14 protein-coding genes are annotated in these 16,148 nt (G+C 67.2%); 9 read left to right on the top strand and 5 right to left on the bottom strand.

Going from position 1 to position 16,148, the window contains the following annotated elements:
• The first annotated feature begins 127 nt into the window (after window positions 1-127).
• The 4 genes from ISS20_RS05285 to ISS20_RS05270 all read left to right on the top strand — a co-directional run bounded on the left by ISS20_RS05285 (window position 128) and on the right by ISS20_RS05270 (window position 4,504).
• Window positions 128-694 carry a peroxidase-related enzyme gene (locus ISS20_RS05285; protein WP_291434406.1) on the top strand — a complete coding sequence of 189 codons (567 nt, stop codon included), beginning with the start codon at window positions 128-130 and terminating at the stop codon, window positions 692-694.
• 220 nt (window positions 695-914) lie between these two features.
• Window positions 915-1,544, top strand: a complete 630-nt coding sequence (locus tag ISS20_RS05280) for a pyridoxamine 5'-phosphate oxidase family protein (protein WP_291434404.1) — start codon at window positions 915-917, stop codon at window positions 1,542-1,544.
• A gap of 175 nt (window positions 1,545-1,719) precedes the next feature.
• Window positions 1,720-2,475 carry a sulfite exporter TauE/SafE family protein gene (locus tag ISS20_RS05275; protein ID WP_291434403.1) on the top strand — a complete coding sequence of 252 codons (756 nt, stop codon included), beginning with the start codon at window positions 1,720-1,722 and terminating at the stop codon, window positions 2,473-2,475.
• 79 nt (window positions 2,476-2,554) lie between these two features.
• Window positions 2,555-4,504, top strand: coding sequence for a diguanylate cyclase (locus ISS20_RS05270; RefSeq protein ID WP_291434401.1), 1,950 nt, complete (start codon window positions 2,555-2,557; stop codon window positions 4,502-4,504).
• A gap of 146 nt (window positions 4,505-4,650) precedes the next feature.
• On the opposite strand, the gene ISS20_RS05265 is transcribed toward ISS20_RS05270, so the two are convergent.
• The 5 genes from ISS20_RS05265 to ISS20_RS05245 all read right to left on the bottom strand — a co-directional run bounded on the left by ISS20_RS05265 (window position 4,651) and on the right by ISS20_RS05245 (window position 11,914).
• A complete protein-coding gene (locus ISS20_RS05265; protein ID WP_291434399.1) occupies window positions 4,651-5,289 on the bottom strand; it encodes a hypothetical protein in 639 nt (212 codons plus the stop codon).
• Window positions 5,290-5,380: 91 nt separating this feature from the next.
• A complete protein-coding gene (locus ISS20_RS05260) occupies window positions 5,381-7,228 on the bottom strand; it encodes a gamma-glutamyltransferase family protein (protein ID WP_291434397.1) in 1,848 nt (615 codons plus the stop codon).
• Between the two features lie 264 nt (window positions 7,229-7,492).
• Window positions 7,493-9,076 carry an alkaline phosphatase D family protein gene (locus ISS20_RS05255; protein ID WP_291434395.1) on the bottom strand — a complete coding sequence of 528 codons (1,584 nt, stop codon included), beginning with the start codon at window positions 9,074-9,076 and terminating at the stop codon, window positions 7,493-7,495.
• Window positions 9,077-9,244: 168 nt separating this feature from the next.
• Window positions 9,245-10,780: a GGDEF domain-containing protein gene (locus ISS20_RS05250; RefSeq protein WP_291434393.1), complete on the bottom strand. Its 1,536-nt coding sequence runs from the start codon at window positions 10,778-10,780 to the stop codon at window positions 9,245-9,247.
• A gap of 159 nt (window positions 10,781-10,939) precedes the next feature.
• On the bottom strand, window positions 10,940-11,914 hold the full coding sequence (locus ISS20_RS05245; RefSeq protein ID WP_291434391.1) for an NADPH:quinone oxidoreductase family protein: 975 nt from the start codon (window positions 11,912-11,914) through the stop codon (window positions 10,940-10,942).
• 169 nt (window positions 11,915-12,083) lie between these two features.
• Here ISS20_RS05245 and surE point away from each other — a divergent pair, with 169 nt between their 5' ends.
• The 5 genes from surE to ISS20_RS05220 form a co-directional block, all read left to right on the top strand.
• Complete coding sequence (gene surE / locus ISS20_RS05240; RefSeq protein WP_291434390.1) at window positions 12,084-12,872, top strand: 5'/3'-nucleotidase SurE; 789 nt, start codon at window positions 12,084-12,086, stop codon at window positions 12,870-12,872.
• Complete coding sequence (locus tag ISS20_RS05235) at window positions 12,872-13,654, top strand: protein-L-isoaspartate(D-aspartate) O-methyltransferase (protein ID WP_291434389.1); 783 nt, start codon at window positions 12,872-12,874, stop codon at window positions 13,652-13,654. The genes surE and ISS20_RS05235 overlap by 1 nt, the downstream gene beginning before the upstream one ends.
• A 12-nt stretch (window positions 13,655-13,666) precedes the next feature.
• Window positions 13,667-14,596, top strand: coding sequence for a peptidoglycan DD-metalloendopeptidase family protein (locus ISS20_RS05230; protein ID WP_291434387.1), 930 nt, complete (start codon window positions 13,667-13,669; stop codon window positions 14,594-14,596).
• A gap of 5 nt (window positions 14,597-14,601) precedes the next feature.
• On the top strand, window positions 14,602-15,645 hold the full coding sequence (locus tag ISS20_RS05225; protein ID WP_291434385.1) for an RluA family pseudouridine synthase: 1,044 nt from the start codon (window positions 14,602-14,604) through the stop codon (window positions 15,643-15,645).
• Between the two features lie 147 nt (window positions 15,646-15,792).
• Window positions 15,793-16,148: SMC-Scp complex subunit ScpB (locus ISS20_RS05220; protein ID WP_291434383.1), on the top strand; the 356-nt coding region annotated here is incomplete at its 3' end.

Genomic DNA, 16,148 nt, shown 5'->3' with positions numbered 1-16,148 from the left:
TTGGATGATTTGGTATGAATTTTGGATTTTATGTGCCAAATGGTACGCGCTGGCGCCAGACACTGCAGGGGTGCCGAGAACAGGCACAAGTTCTCACCAACCCTTCATGACTTTCAAGGAACACGCCATGTCCGCTACTTCTTCTTCCGTCGCCCGCGTCCCCCTCGTTGACCGCACCGCCGCCACCGGCGCTGTGCGCAGCGTGCTCGACCAGGTCCACGGAGCCTTTGGCGCCACGCCCAATATGTTCCGCGCCGTGGCCAACTCGCCCGCCGCGCTGCAAAGCATGTGGGGCGCGTTTGGCGCGCTGGGCGGCGGCGTGATCGGTGCCGCCCTGGGCGAGCAGATCGCCGTGGCCGTGGCCAACCGCAATGCCTGCGACTACTGCCTGGCCGCCCACACCGCACTGGGCCGCAAGGCGGGCGTGAGTGGCGAGGCCCTGGCCGCCGCGCAGGCGGGCGAATCGGCCGACCCGCGCACGGCCGTCGTGCTGCGCTTTGTGCTCCAACTGGTCAACGAACGCGGCCAGGTGGATGCGGCCGATGTGCAGGCGTTGCGCGACCAGGGCGTGAGCGACGAGCAGATCGTCGAGATCGTGGCCCATGTGGCGCTCAACCTGTTCACCAACTACGTGAACGTGGCGCTGGCAGTGCCGGTGGACTTCCCTGGTGTCAAGCTGCGCCCGTCGCGCTGAACGATGGGGCGGCGCGCGTCTGGCCGGTGGGCCGGATGCGCGCCGCTTCTGTTGCTGCAGCTGACGTGGTCCTGTGGCGAAGTGGTCGCAGGCAGTCCTTCGCGAAGACCCATGCGTGCGTTTTTTGCACGCATGACCGGCTGCAAAGTCGTTTGTCAGCGCGGCAGGCCTGCTGCACCATGGCCGCTCCCTTGCCCACCCACCCGAAGGAAGCCGCCCCATGAACCCCGCCCGCGACGAGCACGCCATCGACACACTGCCACGCCTGGAGGCCCTGCTGGGCCCGCTGAGCGATGCCTCCGTCCACAAAGAGCTGCCCTATGTGCACCCCGCCTACGGCGCCATGATCGCGGCGTCGCCCTTTGCCGTGCTGGCCACCACCGGCCCCGGTGGGCTGGACGCCTCGCCGCGTGGCGACCCCGCCGGCTTTGTGCAACTGCTGGACGACAAGACCCTGCTGCTGCCCGAGCGCCGTGGCAACAACCGCGCCGACAGCCTGCGCAACATCGTGGCGGACCCGCGCGTGGCGCTGCTGTTCCTCATCCCCGGCGCGGGCGAGACGCTGCGTGTGAACGGTCGCGCGCACATCAGCGTCGCGCCCGACCTGCTGGCGCGTTTTGTGGTCAACGGCCAGCCGCCCAAGTGTGTGGTCGTGGTCGATGTGCAGGCGGTGTACTTCCAGTGCGCGCGCGCCATCCAGCGCTCGCGCCTGTGGCATGCCGTGCCGCCCGGCACCCCGCGCCCCGTGCCCACCCCCGGTGCCATCCTGGCGTCCATCACACAAGGCGAGTTTGACGGCGCCGCCTACGACCGAGAACTGCCAGCGCGCCAGCAGGCCACGCTGTATTGAACGGCCACCGCGATGGGTAGCAACAGCGTTGCCCCCGCTGCCAGCGCACACAATGGCGGCTGGGTGCGCAAGGCATGCGTGTCACTTACCAAATGGCCAAGCCCGCAGGCGCTTGAGGTTCGCTATTGGGTGAAGCAAGCCCCCGCGCACGTTCACACCAGATAGAGGGGGAGACATGGATTCCGTGCTGTTGATCGTGGCCTTGGGTGCAGTGGCCGCCGGGTTTGTGCAGGGCCTGTCGGGCTTTGGCTTCGGCATGGTGGCCATGTCGTTCTGGGCCTGGACGCTGGAGCCCCGTCTGGCCGCGCTGCTGGCGGTGTGCGGCGCACTCACCGGCCAGCTGGTGGCGGCGGCCACGGTGCGCCGGGGTTTCGACCGGGTGCGCCTGCTGCCCTTTGTGCTGGGCGGCCTGGTGGGTATCCCCATTGGCGTGGCCGTGTTGCCCCGCCTTGACATGGACGCGTTCAAGGTCATCCTGGGCACGCTGCTGGTGCTGTGGTGCCCGGCCATGCTGATGGCCAAGCAGTTGCCCCGCATCACGCGCGGCGGGCGCGTGGCCGACGCGCTGGTGGGCATGGCGGGCGGCGTGATGGGTGGGCTGGGCGGCTTCACTGGCGTGCTGCCCACCCTGTGGTGCACCTTGCGCGGTCTGGACAAGGACGTGCAGCGCGCCATCATCCAGAACTTCAACCTGGCCATGCTGCTGGTGACCTTCCTCACCTACCTGGCCACCGGCCTGGTCACCCGAGAAGCACTGCCGTTGCTGGCCATCGTGGTGCCCGCCATGCTGGTGCCCGTGCTGCTGGGAGCGCGGCTGTACCACGGCATCAGCGATGCGCGGTTCCGGCAGATCGTGCTGGGCATGTTGACCTTGTCGGGGGTGGCGATGCTGGTGGCCAGCCTGCCCAAGGTGCTGGCGCGGCTCGCGTAGGGTTCCATTTGCGTGGGCCGCGCCCGGTGGCCATCCTGTTGTCGACTTGCCGCACATGCCCCGTTACATTGGGAGGGGCATGCACCAAAAAGATGACACCACGCGGCCACCGGACGCGGACGACCGTCTTGAGGCCGGAGCCCCGCGTCGCCGCTATCGCCTTGTCACGCCGCTGAGCCTGGCGATTGCGCTGGGCTGCATCGTTGCTGTGGCGGGTTTCTGGCTGGTCACGCTGCAGCGCGTGGCGTTCGAGCGCGAGCAGGCCGTTGCCTCGGCCATGCAGTCCAATGCCAACTTGGCCATCGCCTTCGAGCAGCAGGTGTTCCGCACCCTCAAGGCGGCCGAGCAGGTCGCGGCCTTCGTGCGCGAGCAGTACCTGCAGCAGGGCGCCGACATCGACCTGCACGACTGGGTGGAGAGGGGGGTGATCCGCGAGCCCATGTTCACCATCATCAGCGTGGTGAACGACCAGGGCGACATTGTCAGCAGCAGCCAGGAGACTGGGGCCGTCAACTACAGCGACCGCGCCTTTTTCAAGGCACTGCAGGCCAGCGATCGCGATGACCTGTTTGTGAGCGAGCCCGTGCTGGGGCGCGTGTCGGGGCAGTGGCGCATTCCGATGGCGCTGCGCATCGTTGGCGAGGGAGGCCGCTTTGGTGGTGTGGTGGTGATGTCGGTGGACCCGACGAACTTCACTGACTTTTACCGCCAGGCCGACCTGGGCGCATGGGGGCTACTGGAGCTGACGGGGCTGGACGGCGTGGTGCGCGGCCGCAAGGCGGGGGGCAAGATCAGCTTTGGCGCCGATGCGCGGGGCCTGCCGTGGTTTCAGCGCCGCACGCAAGACCCCGAAAGTGAGCTGATCGATGAAGAAGGCGCGGTGGACGGTGTACCGCGCATCCTGAGCTACCGCACGATGGCAGGCCACCCGTTGATGGTGACGGTGGGTTCGGCCTCCGACGAGGTGCTGGCGCCGGTGATGCAGCGGCGCGTTGACTACATCGCCTTGGCGGCGGGTGCCAGTGTCGCGCTGCTGTGTTTTGGCGCGCTGCTCATTGTGGTGCTGGCACGCCAGCGGGCCGTGGCCGATGCACTGACGTCCAGCGAGGGCTTGTTCCGCGCCACCTTCCACCAAGCGGCCACCGGCATCGCCCACATCACGCCTGAAGGCCGCATCCTGCGTGCCAACGACAAGTTCTGCCGCATGCTGGGCTACTCGCTAGACGAGTTGCGCCAGCGCGACCTCCTCGGACTGAGTGACGAGAGCGAACGTGAAGCCGTGCGCCGATTCCTGGCACGGCGCCTGGTGGCGCACTCGCCCGTGTTCTCCCCCGAGATGGAAAAGGCCTACCGGCGCAAGGACGGCGGCCTGTTGTGGGTGTACGAAGCGCTGGGCCTCGTCAAAGACGCCCAGGGTCACCCGGACTTTCTGGTGGTGGTGACGCAGGACATCAGCGCGCGCAAGGAGCTGGAGATGCGTCTGTCGCACGATGTGCTGCACGACGCGCTCACGGGCCTGTCCAACCGCGTGATGTTCCACGACCGCTTGGCGCGTGTTCTCGAATCGGCACGCCGCTATGGGCGGCATGCTGCCGTACTCTACGTGGACCTGGACGGGTTCAAGTCCGTCAACGACCAGTGGGGCCATGCGGCGGGCGACCTGTTGCTGCAGCAGGTGGCCCGGCGGCTTGAAGACTGCGTGCGCGCCGAAGACACCGTGGCGCGCCTGGGCGGCGACGAGTTCGGCATCGTGCTGGCCACCATCGAGCATGCTGACCACTGCGAGGTTGTGGCGGGCAAGGTGCTGTCTGCGATGAAACAGCCTTTTCTGCTGGACGGTGCTGTTGCACACATCTCGGCCAGCGTGGGCGCGGCGCTTTTCCCGCGCCATGGCAGCGATGCCGATGCGCTGCTCGCCCAGGCCGATGCCGCGATGTATGCAGCCAAGCAGGCGGGCAAGAACCGCTTCAGCATCGACACCGCACTGAGCCCGCTCGCCGATGGTGGTATCGTAGGTTCGTCGGATTGACAGGCGCCTGGTGGTGCTTTGCCGTTGATGCTATCGCTCCTGATTTAGGAGCTTTTGGCGCTTTATTCATAAGCACTATCGGCCTTTTTTATTCACATCACCGCGTCGGAGTCGTAAAGTCGCGTGTGCGATTGCCCGGCCGCGCATCACAGCTCGCTGGCGTCCTTGCCCTCGCTCTGCTTGATCACCCACCGCACGGTCGCGCGCGGTGCGGGCACACGCTGGGCATACACCTCCAGGCCTCCGTGGGTCCATGCGGCATAGCTGCCGCTGGGGTCGTTGGCGGCGGTCTCCAGCCCGTAGGTGCTGCGGCCAAAGGCGAGCATGGCTCCAAATGCGGCTGCGCCGCCATCGGCTTGGTCGCTGGCATCGGCGACGAACTCGACCCGCCGCAGTTCCCGCCCGCCGAAGAAAAAGGTTTGCGCACCGGACACCCCAGCGATCACTACAGGCTCCAGCCGCCAGAGGCCGGTCAGACCTCCGGCAACGCGCTGCGGGCGCGATACGCGCGCTGCACCGGGCACTGCTTCGCGCAGGGCGTCAGCGCCCATGCCCAGCTCCACGCCCGCTGGCAGCGGTTGTAGCGGGGCAGCAGGTGTGGGCGATGGGGGCGGCGCGGCCATGGCCAGCGCGGCGGGCTGCGCCTGCGGTGGCGCACTCGCACGCACCTGAGCCTGCGCAGGCGCCACGCACAGGGTCCAGGCCAGCATTGCGCCCTCGCAGCTGCGCCACAGGCACCAGTGCGCGGTCAGTGGTAGCGTCGGGATCAATCGGTGGATATTCATGGTGGAGATTTTCGCTGGCGTTCGGGCGCGCCAGCGTGCGAGCGTTGCAGCAGCTGCGCGCCCCCGTGGTGGGGCTGCGCAGCGCAGGATCTCAGTCGCCCATCACCACGCCCTCGCGGCGTGGATCGGCACCGCCCAGCCACAGCTTCTTGCCATGTGCCTGGCCGCGCGTGATGGCTTGCAGACCGCTGGTCATGTTCATCTCGCGCACCTCGGCGCCGCGTGCGCGCAGGGCTTCCACGGTGGCGGGCGGGAAGCGTTTTTCTTCCAGCAGCGTGGGCCCGTTCATGGAGCCGAAGTTGGGCAGGTTGATGGCCTGCTGCGGCATCAGGCCCCAGTTGAAGACGCCGTACAGCGTCTTGGCCGTGTAGTGGATGATGGCCGCGCCGCCGGGGCTGCCGCCGCTCATCAGCAACTCGCCCGTGGCTTTGTCGAACACCAGCGTGGGCGCCATGGACGAGCGCGGGCGCTTGCCGGGCTGCACGCGGTTGGCAATGGGCTGGCCTTGTGCGTCGTTGGGGGCAAAGCTGAAGTCGGTGAGTTCGTTGTTAAGCAGGAAGCCTTTCACCATCTGCCGCGCACCGAACTGGTCTTCGATGGTCGTGGTCATGGCGACCGCATTGCCAAACGCATCGACTATGCTGATGTGGCTGGTGCCGTATTCAGGCTGGTCGGGCATGGGGGCAAAGCCCGTCTTGATGGCGCCGGGGTTGCCGGGCTGGGCGACCTTCATGCTCTGGGTGCCGATGAGCTTGGCACGCTCGGCCAGGTAGGCGGGCGCAAGCAGGCTGGTCCAGCTGCCGGCTGGCGGCTGCACAAAGTCGGGGTCGGCCACGTACTGGGCGCGGTCGGCAAAAGCCAGGCGGGCGGCCTCGGTGTAGAGGTGCAGCCAGTCCGCGCTGGGCAGGCCGTCCTGCAGGGGCTTGGCGGCGGCGTCGGTGTTCTTCAGGATGCCCAGGATCTGCCCGATGGCGATGGCCCCGGAGCTGGGTGGCGGGAAGCCGCAAACGCGGTAGTCCTTGGTTTGCACCTGGTAGTCGTGGCACAGCGCCTCGCGCTTCTTGGGCTGGTAGCCCGCCAGGTCGGCCAGGCTGAGCTTGCCGGGGTTGGTGGGGTGCTTTTGCACCTTGTCCACGATGGCCTGCGCGATCTCGCCTTCGTGCAGGGCCTTGCTGCCTTCGGCGGCGATGCGGCGCAGCACGGCGGCCAGCTCGGGGTTGCGCAGGTTCACGCCCACATCGCGTGCGTCGCCATCGGCCTTGTAGAAGTAGGCGGCGGCCACCGGGTCCTTCTTGAGGTGGGCGTCGGCCTTGACCAGGGTGTGCAGCCGCGCGCTGACCTTGAAGCCGCCTTCGGCCAGCGTGATGGCGGGCTGGAACAGCGTGGCCCAGGGCAGCTTGCCGTGCTGCTTGTGCGCCATCTCCAGCATGCGCACGGTGCCGGGCACGCCCACCGAGCGGCCGCCCACCACGCCGTCGTAGAACGGCACGGGTTTGCCGTCGGCGCCCAGGAAGAGTTTTTCATCGGCAGCAGCGGGGGCGGTTTCGCGGCCATCAAATGCCTCGACCACCTTGCCGTTGCTGTGCAGCAGGAAGGCGCCGCCGCCGATGCCACTGGACTGGGGCTCCACCAGCGTCAGCACCATCTGCACGGCGATGGCGGCATCCACCGCCGAGCCTCCGGCCTTGAGGATCTGGTAGCCCGCATCGGTGGCCAGTGGGTTGGCAGCGGCCACGGCGAACTTCTCGGTGGCCCAGCCCGGTTTTTCGGTGTAGCCGGACGAGCCCTCGGGCTGCGCGGGTACGGTGTAGGCGAACTGGGAGGGAGCGCTGGCGCAGCCCGCCAGGGCCACCAGGGTGGCAAGGGCCGCAGGGGCCAGCAGGTTGTGACTGAACGGGCGGCGCAGGGGCGACGTGGCAGGCAGGGCAGTGGGTGACATGCGGGTCTCCTGTGGGTGCAAGCAGCGAAGCGGCCATGGTAAGGGGCCTTACTGCAGCCTGCGAGGGCGTGCCAGGGGCTGCTGGAGGGGTTTTCGCAGCGATTGAAGGTGTTTTGTGGCGGTAGCGCTAGTGCAATATGCCTGAGCAGCTATCAAAAAGATAGTTGTTGCCGACCGTCAGCAGCTGTTCTCCGGCCATCTCTGAGCCCTGGTGCGGCGTAGTGACAAGGGGCTCCCGGGCCTGGAGGCTTGCGCCGCGCCCTCTCAGGCTGCCTGGGGCCCCGCGCGGCCGTCTTCCACCACAAACCGGGCGAGCGTGGAGGCGCCGCTGTCAGCGCGCAGCGGGTCGTCCACCACACGCAGCGTGGTGGACCAGCGCGTGGGGGTGATGTCGGCCAGGCCGTAGCCGCGCTGGTCGCAGCGTGCCAGCAGCACATGCGGGTTGTGGCGGACGATGGCGTCCACCTTGGCCTGCGTGGTGCCCGACCGCGAACTGATGGACGTGCCACAGAACTCGCTGGCCACAACGGCCGAGTTGGCGCGCGTGGCGTCGGCGTGCACACGGCAGACGTAGTTCTGGTGGATGTCGCCGCCCAGCAGCACGGTGTTGCGCGGCGTGTGCCGGGCCACAGATTGCAGCAGGCGCTGGCGTGCGGCGGGGTAGCCGTCCCAGGCGTCGGTGGGCACGGTGCCAGACGGGTAGTGGCGCGGCGAGAACAGCGTCTGCTGTGCGATCACGCTCCAGCGCGTGGCGTGGACGCCGGCTGCATCGGTGGCCAGGCCTGCGTCCAGCCAGCGCTCTTGCGCGCTGCCCAGCAGGCTGCGCTGTGGCTGGGCCAGCTCTGCGCAGTCGGCGGGGCGCACGGCGGGTGCGCTGCTGGCCTCGGGTGTGCGGCAGGCCTGCCAGCTGCGGTACTGGCGGCTGTCGAGCAGGTGGATGTGCGCCAGTCGGCCCCAGCGCAGGCGGCGGTAGATCTGTAGCGTGTCCCAGCCGGCGGCGGACGCGGGGCCCCGGAGGCTGGTCGTGCGCAGCGGCATGTTCTCGTAAAACGCCTGCCAGGCCGCGCTGCGCTGGGCCAGAAAGGCGGCGCTGCCCGGGCCCTCGCCACGGCTTGCCTCGGCGGCATAGTCGTTTTGCACCTCGTGGTCGTCCCAGGTCACGGCCCACGGGCAGGTGGCGTGGGCCAGCTGCAGGGCGGGGTCGCTTTTGTGCAGGGCGTAGCGGTCGCGGTAGTCGGCCAGCGTGGTGGCATGGCGCAGGCTGTGGGTGCGCGCCAGATCGGTGGTGGTTTTGGGTGTGGCGTATTCGTAGATGTAGTCGCCCAGGAACAGCACCAGGTCTGGCTGGTCAGCGGCCAGATGGCGCCAGGCCGCGTAGTGCCCATGCTCCCAGCGCTGGCACGAGGCAAACGCCACCCGCAGCGCCCCGGGCATGTCGCCCGCCGCAGGCGCGGTGCGCGTGCGGCCCGTGGCGCTCACCGCGTCGCCCAGCATGAAGCGGTAGTGGTACCAGCGTGCGGGTTGCAGGCCTTGCAGCTCCACATGCACGCTGTGGCCCAGCGCGGGCAGCGCAGTGGCCTCGCCCTTTTGCACGATCTGGGCAAACCCAGCGTCATGCGCCACCTCCCACCGCACGGTGTGGGTGCTCAGCATGTGCGCTGGATCGACCAGCAAGAGCCGCGTCCAGAGCACCACGCCATCAGGCGCCGGGTCGCCGCTGGCGACGCCGAGGGCAAAGGGGTTGTTTTGCAGCGCGGGCGGATTGCTCCAGGCCCAGCGGGGGAGGGTGGCGACGGAGGCAGCCAGGGCTGCGTTGCGCAGGAACTGCCGTCTTTGCTCGGATGTCAATTCAGCTGCCCTTTGCGTCGGGCGCCGTGCTCAGAAACTGACGCAACCCAGACCAGTGGCCGCCGCGCAAGGGCCGCCCCGCCGCGCTGGCGGCGTCCTCCTGCCCGCAGCGCGTAGCGCTGCGAGAGCGGGGGGAAGGCGCGCAGCGCCTCAGGGGGGTGTTCCTGCTCACGCCGCCATCACCCGGTTCTTGCCCGAGCGCTTGGCCAGATACATCGCCTGGTCGGCCCGCACGATGGCGTCGGTGGCGCTCTCGCTTTCGACCAACTGGGCCACGCCCGCGCTGAAGGTGATGAGCACCTTTTCGGTGCCTTGCAGGAAGAAGCGCGTGGTCAGTTCGCGCTGCAAGCGGGTCATGGCCGCCACGCCGGCTTCGACGGTGGTGTCGGGCAGCACGATGACGAACTCTTCGCCGCCGTACCGTGCCAGCAAGTCCTGCGGCCGCATGACCTCGCGCGTGACCTGCGCCAGGTGCACCAGGGCAGCGTCGCCCCCCGCGTGGCCCAGCCGGTCGTTGATGGTCTTGAAGTTGTCCACGTCCAGCAGTGCCAGGCACAGCGACGAGCCCAGGCGGCGGGCGCGGGCGATCTCGCGTTCCACGGCCTCGTCCAGGCCCTTGCGGTTGAGGCTGCCGGTCAGCGGGTCGTGTCGCGCCTGGGCGCTGGCGCGGTCCAACTCTTCTTGCAGCTTGGCGACCTCGGCACGCTTGGCTTCTGTGCGCTCGCGCAGGTCCTGCAGCTCATCGTGGGTCACGCGGCTGTCGAGCGCCATGGCGCGGGTGGCGCTCATCACCTCCTGCAGCACGGGGGCAATCTCCTGCAGGGTGCTGGCCTTGCCGATCAGGTCGGCGCAGCGCTCCATGGTGCCCTGGTAGCTGGTGCTGGATGCGGTGATGCGTGCCAGCCGCTCGACGAACGTGGCCAGCATCTCTTTCATCTGCTCCTGCGCCTCGAGCGACCGCGCCTTGGCTTCGGTCTGCTTGAAGATCACGTCCTTGAGCCGGCGCTGCACATCGTCCAGTCGCCGCAGCGTCAGGGGCGGGGTCGAGGCACTCATCAGCGCCTCGGCTTGGCCCTGAAGCCAGCGGTCGTCCACGCTGAGCACGGCGATGTTCTCGAAGATCATGTGCAGCAGCTCCAGCAGGCTCGCGCGGATGGAGGCTTGTTCTTCGGTGGCAAACGACAGGCGATAGCTGAAGTTGCCGAGCATGAGCTGCGCGGTGGTCACCAGGGGGGCGGGCTCGCGCAGGAAGGTGACGAGCTGCTGCGCCATGTCGATGACGCGAGGGTCGTCGTCGCCCAGCGCGGGCAGGGTGTTGTCGATGAGGCGGGCCAGTGCCTCGGCAAACTCGGCGTGCAGTTCGCCCAGCGCGGTGGGCGCATCGGCCACCTCGATGGGCTTGGAGGCAGTGGCCGGATGCAACCCCAGGTTGGCGTAACCCACCATCACGCTTTGCAGCGACGTCCAGTCCTTGGTGATGATGGCGCGTTCAAACTGGCCCAGCAGGCGCTTTTGTGCGGGTGTCTGGCCGGGCAGCACGCGCTGGATGCTACTCAGTGGCCCCTCAGGGAAAGGCTGCGGGCTGCGGCTGCCCGCTATTTCATCGTAGATCGCGAGGTAGTTGTCTGGCGTGGGGGCCAGTCGGCGTGCGGCCAGTTGTTTGAGCGTCTCGCGCGCGATCTCGGAAGGTGGTCGGTCGGCCATGGGCGGGCACCAGTGTCAGGATGCTGGAATGCACAAGTGTGACACAGGCGAGGCGCTGTGCGTGCTGGCACACCGGGCCACACGGGTATGCCAGCCAAGAACATGGGGAGGACCCCTTGCGAGATCTGTCCACACGTTCCAAAGGGGCGCGGCTGGCCTTCAGTTCACCATGACCAGTTTGCCCATCACCCCGCGCGAGCCCATGTGGGCGTAGGCAGCGGGCAGCTCGGCCATGGGCATGGTGCGGTCGATCACGGGCTTGATCTTTCCCTGGGCATACCACTGCGCCAGCTCGCCCATCATGGCGGCGTTGGCCTTCGGCTCGCGCTTGGCAAAGTCACCCCAGAACACACCCACGATGGACGCACCCTTGAGCAATGCCAGGTTGAAAGGCAGTGCCGGGATGGGACCGGAGGCAAAACCGACCACCAGGTAGCGGCCGCGCCAGGCGATGGAACGGAACGCGGGTTCGGCAAAGTCGCCGCCCACCGGGTCGTAGATCACGTCCGGGCCCTTGCCATCCGTGAGGGTCTTGATGGCCTCACGCAAGTTGTCCTTGCTGTAGTTGATGGTCGCGTCGGCGCCGATGGAGGTGCACAGTGCGCATTTTTCGTCGCTGGATGCCGCTGCAATCACACGTGCGCCCATGGCCTTGGCGATCTGGATGGCGGCCGTGCCCACGCCCCCGGCAGCGCCCAGCACCAGCACGGTTTCGCCCGCCTTGAGCTGGGCGCGGTCCACCAGCGCGTGGTGCGACGTGGCGTAGATCATGATGAAAGCGGCCGCATCGACATGCGAAAACCCATCAGGCAGCGGCATGCACAGGGCTGCGGGTGCAAGGGTGTGGGTGCCAAAGCCACCCGTGCCCGACAGGCAGGCCACGTTCTGGCCGACCTTCAGGTGGGTGACGCCTTCGCCCACGGCAGCTACCACGCCAGCGTATTCCGAGCCGGGGACAAAGGGCAGTGGCGGCTTCATCTGGTACTTGTTCTGCACGATGAGCAGGTCGGGGAAATTCAGGCTGGCGGCCTTGATCTCGATGAGCACCTCGCCCGCGTTGGGGGTGGGGGTGGGCAGCTCCGTCCAGGTGAGCGCCTCGACGCCGGTGGGGTTTGTGCAAAGCCAGGCATGCATGGGAAAGTCTCCTGTCGGTCGGTCTTGTCAATGATGGCCCGCATGATAGGTGGGGCGCTGGCGTGCCAGATGTCCCACGAGCGACGGGCCACGACGGAGGCGCCCCCGGCACCCGACGGTGCAGCGACTGCCCGCCCACCTACAATCCGTTGCAACCTCTACCCAGACCATGAAGATCCTGATTTCCAATGACGACGGCTTCCAGGCCCCCGGCATCGTGGCGCTGCATGATGCGCTCAAGACCCTCGAAGGCGTCGAGGTGGAGGTCGTGGCGCCCGAGCACAACAACAGTGCCAAGTCCAATGCGCTGACACTGCATTCACCGCTGTATGTACACAAGGCTGCCAACGGCTTTCGATACGTGAACGGTACCCCGGCAGACTGCGTGCACATCGCGCTCACCGGTTTGCTGGGCTACCGGCCCGATCTGGTGGTGTCAGGCATCAACAATGGCGCCAACATGGGCGACGACACCATCTATTCGGGCACGGTGGGTGCGGCGATGGAGGGGTATCTCTTTGGCATCCCCGCCATCGCTTTTTCGCAAGTAGACAAAGGCTGGGCCGAGCTGGAAGCCGCCGCAGCCAAGGCGCGGGAACTGGTGGCGCAGATGCGTGCGCAGCAACTGGTCAATGAAACCCCCTGGCTGCTCAACGTGAACATCCCCAACATGCCGCTGGAGGCCTTGCGCCCCGCCAAGCTGTGCCGCCTGGGGCGCCGCCATGCAGCAGAACGTGTCATCGTGCAGGAAAGCCCCCGTGGCGAAGCCATGTACTGGATCGGCGGCGCCGGTGCCGCCAAGGACGATGCCGAGGGCACGGACTTTCATGCCACCGCGCAGGGCCATGTGTCCATCACGCCCCTGAAGGTGGATCTGACCGATCACGACAACCTCGGCTACTGGGCGCAGACCGCAGCCCGGTTGGCAGCGGTGGCGGCTGCCGCCCCCGGCGCGTGATGCAGCGCCGCCCGGGGTTTCCGGCCAAGCTGCCGGTTTCCGGCAACGCCGCCATGGGCAAGCCGGTGGTACCACCGGCGTCCGCCGCACAGCGCAAGCCGGCCGTGGCTGCCGCGCCCGCCGGAGTGGGGCTGGATTCGTCGGCTGTCCGAGCGCGCATGGTGCAAAAGCTGGCGGCGGGCGGCATCACATCGGCCCCCGTGCTGCAGGCGATGGGCGCCGTGGAGCGCCACCGGTTTGTGGACAGTGCGCTGGTCAATCAGGCCTACGAAGACACCAGCCTGCCGATAGGGCTGGGCCAGACCATCTCCAAGCCCAGCGTGGTGGCTCGCATGTGTGAACTGCTGCTGGGAGCCGAGAGCGCGCGCCATGGCGGGCTGGGCCGTGTGCTGGAAATCGGCACGGGCTGCGGCTACCAGGCCGCAGTGCTGAGCCTGCTGGCCCGCGAGGTGTACACCCTGGAGCGTCTGCGTGGGCTGCACGACAAAGCGCGTGACAACCTGCGGCCGTTTCGCTTGGCCAACGTACACCTGCTGTTTGGCGACGGCATGCTTGGCTATGCCAAAGGTGCTCCGTACGCGGCCATCATTGCCGCAGCCGGGGGAGACGCCGTGCCCCTGGCCTGGTGTGATCAATTGGCCGTGGGGGGGCGTCTGGTGGCGCCCATGGCACTGTCGGGCGGGCAGCAAATGTTGCTGGTGATCGACAAAACCCCGCACGGATTGAAACAAAACGTGCTCGAACCCGTGCATTTTGTCCCCCTAAAATCGGGGATTGCGTAAAGGGAATTGCTTATGTTCGTATCGCGTGGTCTGGTGGTGGGTTTTACCGTGGCAATGGCGGGGCTGGTGCTCTCCGGCTGTGGCACCCGCATGAACAAGGCTCCTGTGGAAGATCGGGGCACATCTTCGTCGGCCTCGGCTCCTGCGCCCGCCGCACAGCCGGGCTTGGTGGTGGGCACGCCCATCAAGCCTCTGCCGGGTGCAGAAAACGCCGGCAAGCCGGGTTACTACACGGTCAAGCCTGGGGATACCCTGATTCGCATCGGCCTGGAGTCTGGGCAGAGCTGGAAAGACATTGCCCGCTGGAACAATCTGGAAAACGCCAACCTGATCGAAGTTGGTCAGGTGCTGCGCGTGTTGCCGCCTTCCGCTGCCCCGGCCGCTGTGGCGTCTGCCGACAATGGCGTGGTGACACGCCCGGTCACGTCCTCCTCCGTCGCTCCCGCTAGCGCCCCTGCTGCGGCTCCTGCATCGGCAGCCAGTGGTGCCAAGCCCGCAGCCTCTGCTGCGTCGGGCACGGTGGTGGCGGTGGCGCCAGCCACACCGGCACCTGCAGCAGCGCCTGCGGGCGAGGACGAATTGGCTTTCATCTGGCCTGCATCGGGTTCACTGATTGCCGGGTTTGACGAGGCGCGCAACAAGGGCTTCGACATTGCCGGCAAGGCGGGAGACCCGGTGCTGGCGGCGGCCGACGGTCGCGTGGTCTATGCCGGGGCGGGTTTGCGCGGCTATGGCAACCTGGTCATCCTCAAGCACAACAACACGTTCCTCACCGCTTACGCACACAACCAGACCCTGCTGGTCAAGGAAGACCAGGCGGTGCGCAAGGGCCAGAAGATTGCCGAAATGGGCAATACCGACGCCGACCGTGTCAAGCTGCACTTTGAAATCCGCCGGCAGGGCAAGCCGGTCGATCCCACACGCTATCTGCCGTCCCGTTGAGTCCGATGGCGGATCACTCGCCGGGCGGTGCTCCCGAAGCACACGAAACGGCTGCGGCGCGGGAGGGCGAATCTCTCCTGCTGGCCGATGAATCGGAAGCACTGGCCGACGCGGACAGCGAGTTGCGCTCCCTGCAGATAGGGTCAGGCCAACACGGCGAGCGGCTGGACCGTGCGCTGGTGGATCTGGTTCCCGAGTTCTCGCGCAGCTATCTGCAGCAGTTGCTGGCCCAGGGGCTGGTCAGCCTCAATGGCAAGCCTGTTCTCAAGGCGGCCACGCGGGTCAAGGCTGGCGACCAAGTGGTGCTGGAAATGCGGCCTACGCTGCAAAGCCAGGCTTTCCGGCCCGAGCCCATGGCCATCGATGTGGTGTACGAAGATGCACACCTGCTGGTGGTGAACAAGCCCGCAGGCCTGGTGGTGCACCCCGCGCCTGGAAATTGGAGCGGGACCCTTCTCAACGGTCTGTTGGCGCGCGACGAAAAAGCACTGCTGGTGCCACGCGCAGGCATCGTTCACCGTCTGGACAAGGACACCAGCGGCCTCATGGTGGTCGCCCGGGACCGTGCGGCCATGGACGCCCTGGTGGCGTTGATTGCCGAGCGCAAGGTCAGGCGCCAGTACGTGGCGATGGCGCATGGGGCCTGGACGGGCGCCCCGACCCGCTCGGTGGATGCCCCCATCGGGCGAGACCCTCGCAATCGTCTGCGCATGGCGGTGGTGGACTTGGCTCTGCATCCCGGCAAAACAGCCCGTACCGATTTCCTGTTTCTAGAGGGGGCCGACCACGGGTGCTGGGTGCAGTGCACCCTGCACACCGGGCGCACGCACCAGATCCGCGTGCACATGGCGTCTCTGCGCCACCCTTTGGTGGGCGATGCCCTCTACGGTGGTGCGCCGGTTGGGGCCTTGCAACGTCAGGGCCTTCATGCCTACCGGTTGGCTTTTGCGCATCCCGTGACAGGTGAGGCATTGGAGTTCCGTGCCCCTGTGCCGGACGATATGCGCCAGGCGCTGTCTGAATGGAGCCTGGGCTACAATGCGCCCTGACCGGCCTCGCCGGCCCTAGCCCGCAGCCGGAATCCCGCCGGGCCCTACCAATGCGCCAGCGTCATTGCGCGGCGCACCAATGATTGCCCCTGCTGTTGATGTGACACCCGTTGCAACGCGTGGCACTTTTCCAGGAATCGCTGAACCATGAACACGGTGGATGCCAAAAGGGTCCTCGAAACTGCGTTGATCTGTGCGCAGCAGCCTGTGCCTGTTCGCGAGCTGCGGGTGTTGTTCAATGATGCGCTGGGGTCCGATACCCTCAAGGTATTGTTACAGGAGCTTCAGCTTGATTGGGCGCAGCGCGGGGTAGAACTGGTGCAGGTAGCGACGGGTTGGCGCTTTCAGAGCCGTCCCGAAATGCGTGAATACCTGGACCGTCTGCACCCCGAAAAGCCGCCACGCTACACCCGGGCCACCATGGAAACCCTGGCCATCATTGCCTACCGGCAACCGGTCACGCGGGGGGATATCGAGGACATTCGGGGTGTGACGGTCAACAG

It is taken from the genome of Acidovorax sp. (assembly GCF_016783915.1).
Lineage (GTDB): Bacteria > Pseudomonadota > Gammaproteobacteria > Burkholderiales > Burkholderiaceae_C > Acidovorax.
The sequence above is the reverse complement of the archived record's forward strand: the minus strand, read 5'-3'. Positions and strand labels throughout refer to the sequence as shown.